This window comes from Cellulomonas endophytica, assembly GCF_004123805.1.
GTDB classification, from domain to species: Bacteria; Actinomycetota; Actinomycetes; order Actinomycetales; family Cellulomonadaceae; genus Cellulomonas; species Cellulomonas endophytica.
Genome location: NZ_RWJX01000120.1, coordinates 1 through 6646, shown reverse-complemented (window position 1 = coordinate 6646; position 6646 = coordinate 1). Strand labels below are relative to the sequence as shown.

Genomic DNA, 6646 nt, shown 5'->3' with positions numbered 1-6646 from the left:
GCGGTGCCGGTCGTCCGGCGGGTGGCGGCGGCCCTGTCGCCGGGGGCTGGGGCGGGCCCTCGCGCGGCGCCGCGGCCCGGGCCGCCGGCAGGCGCGGCGGTCGCCCGGGAGGCCCCGTGCTGCCCGAGATCGACGTGCACGACCCGGACGGCACGCGCCTGCAGAAGGTGCTCGCGGCGGCCGGCCTGGGCTCGCGGCGCGCCTGCGAGGACCTCATCGCCTCCGGCCGCGTGACCGTCGACGGCAGCACGGTCACCGAGCTCGGCGTGCGCGTCGACCCCCGCACCGCCGTCATCCACCTCGACGGCATGCGCGTGGTGCTCGACGACTCGCTCGTCACCCTCGCGGTCAACAAGCCGAAGGGCGTCGTCTCGACGATGCACGACCCGGAGGGCCGCCCGTCCCTGGCGAGCCTCGTGCCTGACCGCGAGGAGCGCCTGTTCCACGTGGGCCGGCTCGACGCGGAGACGGAGGGCCTCATCCTCCTGACGAACGACGGCGAGCTCGCCAACCGCCTCGCGCACCCCTCGCACGGCGTCCCCAAGACGTACCTCGCCGACGTCCAGGGCCGCGTGCAGCCGGCGACGCTCGCGCGCCTGCAGGCGGGCGTCGAGCTCGAGGACGGGCCCGTGACGGTCGACCACGCGCGCGTGGTGCAGCAGACGCCGAACGCCACCCTCGTCGAGCTCGTCCTCCACGAGGGCCGCAACCGCGTCGTGCGGCGGGTCCTCGAGGAGGTCGGCCACCCCGTGCAGCGGCTCGTGCGCACGCAGGTCGGCCCCATCCGGCTCGGCGACCTGCGTCCGGGGCGCTCGCGCGTCCTCGGCAAGGTGGAGGTGGGGTCCCTCATGGCGTCGGTGGGGATGTGAGCACCCCGACCGCCGCCCTGCCCGCCCCGGGCACGACCGGCCCCGTCCGGGTCGTCGGCACGGGGCTGCTCGGCACGTCCGTGGGCCTCGGCCTGCGCCGGCTCGGCGTCGACGTGGTGCTGCACGACCCGTCCCGCACGGCCCTGGCCCTGGCGCGCGACGTCGGCGCGGGGCGGCCGGCGGAGGCCGGCGACGGGCCGCCGGCGCTCGTCGTCGTCGCCGCGCCGCCGGACGTGACGGCGCGCGTCGTCGTCGAGGAGCTGGCCGCGCACCCGGACGCCGTGGTCACCGACGTCGCGTCCGTCAAGGGGCACGTCCTCGACGAGCTGCGCCTCGCCGGGGCGGACCTGTCCCGGTACGTCGGGTCGCACCCCATGGCCGGGCGCGAGCGCTCGGGCCCGTCGGCGGCGGTCCCGGAGCTCTTCCTCGGGCGCCCGTGGGTCCTCGTCGGCAGCGGCACGACGACGCCCGCGGCGCTGGCCGCGGTGCGGGCGCTGGCGGTGGACCTCGGTGCGGTGCCCGTCGTCATGGACGCCGACGAGCACGACGCCGCGGTGGCGGTCGTCTCCCACGTGCCGCAGGTCGCCGCGAGCCTCGTCGCCGCGCGCCTGCAGGAGGCCGACGAGCGCGCGCTGGCGCTGGCCGGGCAGGGGCTGCGGGACGTCACGCGCATCGCGGCCTCCGACCCCGCCCTGTGGACCTCGATCCTCGCGGCGAACTCGGCCGCGGTCCGCGCGGTCCTGGCCGACCTGCGCACGGACCTCGACGGCGTCATCGCCGCGCTCGACGCCGCCACGGCGGCGACCGGCCCCGAGACCGTCGAGCTCGGCGCGCTCGCCGTGCTGGCCCGGACCGTCGCCGCCGGGAACGCCGGCGTGGCGCGGGTGCCGGGCAAGCACGGCGGCGCGGCGCGGCCCTACGCCCTCGTCGCGGTCCTCGTCCCCGACGTGCCGGGGCAGCTGGCCCGCCTGCTCACCGACGTGGGCGAGGCGGGCGTCAACCTCGAGGACCTCACCCTCGAGCACGCCGCCGGCCGCCCGGTCGGGATGGCGGTCATCGCGGTGCTGCCGGGCAGCGCCGCGCACCTGGAGGCGGAGCTGACGGCCCGCGGATGGAGGTTGGTCCGATGAGCACCCCGACCGGCAGCGGGTCGAGCCCGACGAGCTCCCCGACGAGCACGAGCGGCCTCGTCGTGGCCGTCGACGGGCCGTCCGGCTCCGGCAAGTCCAGCGTCTCGCGGGCGGTGGCCCGGTCGCTGGGCCTGGCCTACCTCGACACGGGTGCGATGTACCGCGCGGCGACGTGGTGGTGCGTCCACGAGGGCGTCCCGCTGACGGACCGCGAGGCCGTCGCGGCCGCGGTCGTCGCTCTGCCCCTGGACCAGGGCCTGGACCCGGACGCGCCGCACGTCGTCGTCGGGGGCACCGACGTCACCGCGGCGATCCGCGACACGGCGGTCTCGGCCGCGGTGAGCGCCGTCGCGACGAACCTCGCCGCCCGCGCCGAGCTCGGGCGGCGGCAGCGCGCCGTCATCGCGGCGGAGCGCACGGGCGGCTGGTCCGGCGGGCGCGGCGTGGTCGCGGAGGGGCGGGACATCACGACCGCGATCGCCCCGGACGCGCCCGTGCGCGTGCTGCTCACCGCCTCGGAGGAGGCCCGCCTGCGCCGGCGGTCGCTCGAGGTCCACGGCACGGACGACGCCGCGGCCGTGGCGGCCACGCGCGACCAGGTCGTGCGGCGCGACGCCGACGACTCCACCGTCGTGCAGTTCAGGGTGGCGGCCGACGGCGTGGTCACGCTGGACAGCTCCGACCTGGACTTCGACGAGACGGTGGCGGCCCTCCTGGCCGTCGTCGAGCGCCGCGGCGCCCCGGCGTGAGCCCCGACGTCCCCGGGGCCGCCGCACCGGCGACGCCCCCGCCGCCGCTCGCCTGGGGTCCGGTGTGGGCCGGGTGGATCGGCCGCGCCATCGCCCAGGGCCTGTGGGCCACGCGCGTCGTCGGGCGCGAGCACGTCCCGACGAGCGGCCCCGTCGTCCTGGCGGCCAACCACACCGGGCTGGCCGACGCGCCGCTCTTCGTCGGGCTGTCGCCCCGGCCGCTGCACATCCTCACGAAGCGGGAGATGTTCGCCGGGCCGATGGGACCGGTCCTGCGCGCGGCCGGCCAGATCCCGGTGGACCGCCGCAACGGGCGACCCGCGCTGGCGACCGCGCTCGGCGTGCTGCGGCGCGGCGGCGCGGTCGGCGTCTTCCCCGAGGGGACGCGCGGGCGCGGCGCGGTCGAGAGCGCCCGCGCGGGCGTCGCGTGGCTCGCGGTGCACGGGGAGGCGCCCGTGGTGCCCGTGGCGATGCTGGGCACCCGGCGCACGGGGGAGGGACCCAACCGGCTCCCGGGCCCGCGCCGCCGCCTGCACCTGGAGTTCGGCCCGCCCGTCGACGGGCGGCGCCGGCCGGGGGAGACGTCGCGCGACGCCGTCGGGCGGGTCGCGCTCGAGGTCCGCGAGCGGCTCGCGACCCTCGTCGTGGAGGCCGGGGAGCGGACGGGGCTGGGCCTGCCGGAGGACGAGCGCGCCTGACCCGCGCGGCGCGGCCGGCCCGGCGCCGCCGGCGGGCGGTGCACCCGTCGTCCCCGGTCCGCGGGTCGTCCCGGGCGCCCGTCGGTGCCACGGGACCGGCGGGCCGCCGCGACGGGGGAGAATGGGCGCATGAGCGACCAGGACCCGACCGCGACCGAGGCCGTCGACGACACCGCGCCCGAGGGCGTCGACAGCATCGAGCCCGGCACCGCGACCGAGGCCGTCGACGAGGAGGCCCGTGAGCGGGCGCTGCGCGCGGGGCTCGTCGAGTACGACCTCGACGACGAGGACCTCGCCCTCCTCGAGGGCGGCGCCGACGGCGAGGAGGGGGCCGTCCCGGCCGCCCCGCTGCCGGTGCTCGCGGTCGTCGGCCGCCCCAACGTGGGCAAGTCGACCCTGGTGAACCGCATCCTCGGGCGCCGCGAGGCCGTCGTGCAGGACGTCCCCGGCGTCACCCGCGACCGCGTGAGCTACCCCGCGGACTGGGCGGGCCGCCCCTTCACGCTCGTCGACACCGGCGGCTGGGAGGTCGACGTCGCCGGGATCGACGCGCGCGTCGCCGAGCAGGCGGAGATCGCGATCAGGCTGGCCGACGCGGTGATCCTCGTCGTGGACGCCACCGTCGGGGCGACCGACACCGACGAGCGGGTCGTGCGCCTGCTGCGGCGGGCCGGCAAGCCCGTCGTGCTCGCCGCGAACAAGGTCGACGGCCCCCGCGGCGAGCTCGACGCCGCCGAGCTGTGGTCGCTGGGCCTGGGCGAGCCGCACCCCGTCTCCGCGCTGCACGGCCGCGGCACGGGGGACCTGCTCGACGCCGCCCTGGACGCCCTCCCCGAGAAGAGCGCGCACGGGCGCGCCCCGGTCTCGGGGCCCCGGCGCGTCGCGCTCGTCGGGCGGCCCAACGTCGGCAAGTCCTCCCTGCTCAACAAGGTGCTGGGCAGCGAGCGGGTCGTCGTCGACGCCACGGCGGGCACGACGCGCGACCCCGTGGACGAGCTCGTCGAGCTCAAGGGCGTGCCGTACGTCTTCGTCGACACGGCCGGCATCCGGCGGCGGGTGCACCAGACGTCGGGCGCCGACTTCTACGCCTCCCTGCGCACGCAGGCCGCCATCGAGAAGGCCGAGGTCGCCGTCGTCCTCGTCGACGCCTCCCAGCCGTTGACGGAGCAGGACACCCGCGTCATCTCGCAGGTCGTCGACGCCGGGCGCGCGCTGGTGCTGGCCTACAACAAGTGGGACCTCATGGACGAGGACCGCCGGCCGTACCTCGAGCGCGAGATCGAGCAGGACCTCGTCCAGGTGCAGTGGGCGCCGCGCGTGAACCTCTCCGCCCGCACGGGGTGGCACGCCGAGCGCCTCGTGCCGGCGCTGGAGCGCTCGCTGGCCTCGTGGGACCTGCGCATCCCGACGGGCAAGCTCAACTCCTTCCTCGGGGAGCTCGTCGCGGCGCACCCGCACCCGCTGCGCGGCGGCAAGCAGCCGCGCATCCTCTTCGCCACGCAGGCCTCGACGCGCCCCCCGCGCTTCGTCGTCTTCGCGACGGGCTTCCTCGAGCCGCAGTACCGGCGCTTCATCGAGCGCCGCCTGCGCGAGACGTTCGGCTTCGAGGGCTCGCCGATCCAGATCTCCGTCCGGGTGCGGGAGAAGCGGAAGCGCTGACGCCGTGGACCGGTGCCCCTGCCTGTCCGGCCTGCGCCTCGAGGAGTGCTGCGGGCCGCTGCTGGCGGGCGCGCCGGCGCCGACGGCCGAGCGCCTCATGCGCTCCCGGTTCACCGCGTTCGCGCGGGGCGACCTCGCGCACCTCGTCCGCACCTGGGACCCGCGCACGCGGCCGGAGGACCTGGCGCTCGACCCCGACGTCCGGTGGTACCGGCTGGACGTGCGGCGCACGTGGGCGGGCGGGGAGCGGGACGACGAGGGGGTCGTCGAGTTCGCCGCGCACCACCGCTGGGCCCCCGGTCGGCGTCCGGAGGGTGCGCCGCGCGGCGGGGTGCTGCACGAGGTGAGCCGGTTCCGACGGGACGACGGGCGCTGGCTGTACGTCGCGGCGCTCGACGGCCCCCCGCCGGCGGGCGGTGCGGGACCGCGGTGGCCGTGACGGACGTCGGGACCGCGGGGTGACCGGCACGGGCGCCGACGCCGGGACGGGGGGCGGGGCCGCGCCCGACGAGCGGCTCGTCGCGGTCGCGCGCGAGCTCTACGGCCGTCCGCGGGCCGAGTTCACCGTGGCGCGGACGGCGGCGGCGCGGGCCTTGAGGGCGGAGGGCGCGAAGGAGGTGTCGGCGGCGGTGGGGCGGCTGCGGGCGCCCTCGGCGGCGGCCTGGGCCGTGGACCTCCTCGTCCGGCGGCGGCCCGACGAGGTGCGGGAGCTGCTCGGGCTGGGCCGGGGGCTGCGGGCGGCGCAGGCCGCGCTCGCCGGCCCCGAGCTGCGCGAGCTCGTCGCGACGCAGCACCGGCTGCTGGCGGCGGTGCGGGAGGGGCTCGTCGCCGACGTGCGCGAGGCCGGGACGTCGCTGTCCGACGCGCTCGCGCACGAGGCCGAGGAGACCGTCCGCGCCGCCATGGGGGACGCCGGCGCCGCGGCGGCCCTGCTCACGGGACTGCTCGTGCGGACGCTCGAGGGCTCCGGGCTGACGGCGGTCGACGTCGAGGGGGCGGTCGCGGTGCCGGGCGCACCGCCGCTGCTCGACGTGCCGGGCGCGACCGAGGCGGCCGACGCGGCCGAGCCGCCGGCGGCTCCCTCCCCGGCGACCGGGTCGACCGGGGGCGCGGAGCCCCCGGGGCGCGACGAGCCTCCCGCGCCCGGCGCCACGCGCCCGGGCGGACGGAGGCGAGCCGGACGGGACGACGCCGCACGGCACGGGTCCGCGCGCGGGCCGCAGGAGCAGGCCGAGCACGGGCGTGCGGAGCGGGAGCGGGCGGAGCGGGAGCGGGCGGAGCGGGAGCGGGCGGAGCAGGAGCGGGCCGAGCGGGAGCGCGCGGAGCAGGATCGGGCCGAGCGGGAGGCGGAGCAGCGGCGCCGGCGCGAGCGGGAGCGGGCGCTTGGGGAGGAGTCCGCGGCGGCGGAGGCCGCCGAGGCGGCGTCGCGGGCGCGGGCGGACGCCGACGGCGCGGTCGCGGAGGCGCGGGAGCGGCTCGACGCGGCCGCCGCCGAGGTCGCGACCCTGGCCCGCCGGCTGGACGCGGCACGGGCCGCGGAG

At 79.0% G+C, this 6646-nt stretch carries 7 protein-coding genes; all 7 read left to right on the top strand.

The window, feature by feature from the left end; genetic code table 11:
• A partial coding sequence (locus EJA20_RS17760; protein ID WP_420836454.1) for a pseudouridine synthase occupies positions 1–869 on the top strand: 869 nt, incomplete at its 5' end.
• Complete coding sequence (locus tag EJA20_RS17755; RefSeq protein ID WP_240675628.1) at positions 866–1999, top strand: prephenate dehydrogenase; 1134 nt, start codon at positions 866–868, stop codon at positions 1997–1999. The genes EJA20_RS17760 and EJA20_RS17755, both read left to right, overlap by 4 nt.
• Entirely contained in the window at positions 1996–2748 is a 753-nt protein-coding gene (cmk, locus tag EJA20_RS17750; RefSeq protein ID WP_129339849.1) for a (d)CMP kinase, read from the top strand. The genes EJA20_RS17755 and cmk overlap by 4 nt, the downstream gene beginning before the upstream one ends.
• Positions 2745–3446 carry a lysophospholipid acyltransferase family protein gene (locus tag EJA20_RS17745; protein WP_129339848.1) on the top strand — a complete coding sequence of 234 codons (702 nt, stop codon included), beginning with the start codon at positions 2745–2747 and terminating at the stop codon, positions 3444–3446. The genes cmk and EJA20_RS17745 overlap by 4 nt, the downstream gene beginning before the upstream one ends.
• 129 nt (positions 3447–3575) lie before the next feature.
• Positions 3576–5105: a ribosome biogenesis GTPase Der gene (gene der, locus EJA20_RS17740; RefSeq protein ID WP_129339847.1), complete on the top strand. Its 1530-nt coding sequence runs from the start codon at positions 3576–3578 to the stop codon at positions 5103–5105.
• A 4-nt stretch (positions 5106–5109) separates the two neighbouring features.
• Positions 5110–5544 carry a YchJ family protein gene (locus EJA20_RS17735; RefSeq protein WP_129339846.1) on the top strand — a complete coding sequence of 145 codons (435 nt, stop codon included), beginning with the start codon at positions 5110–5112 and terminating at the stop codon, positions 5542–5544.
• A gap of 19 nt (positions 5545–5563) precedes the next feature.
• A partial coding sequence (locus EJA20_RS17730) for a hypothetical protein (protein WP_129339845.1) occupies positions 5564–6646 on the top strand: 1083 nt, incomplete at its 3' end.

Excerpts from the sequence above, each read along its gene's own strand:
- cmk (WP_129339849.1), top strand. The coding sequence starts at position 1,996 with ATGAGCACCCCGACCGGCAGCGGGTCGAGCCCGACGAGCTCCCCGACG.
- der (WP_129339847.1), top strand. The coding sequence starts at position 3,576 with ATGAGCGACCAGGACCCGACCGCGACCGAGGCCGTCGACGACACCGCG.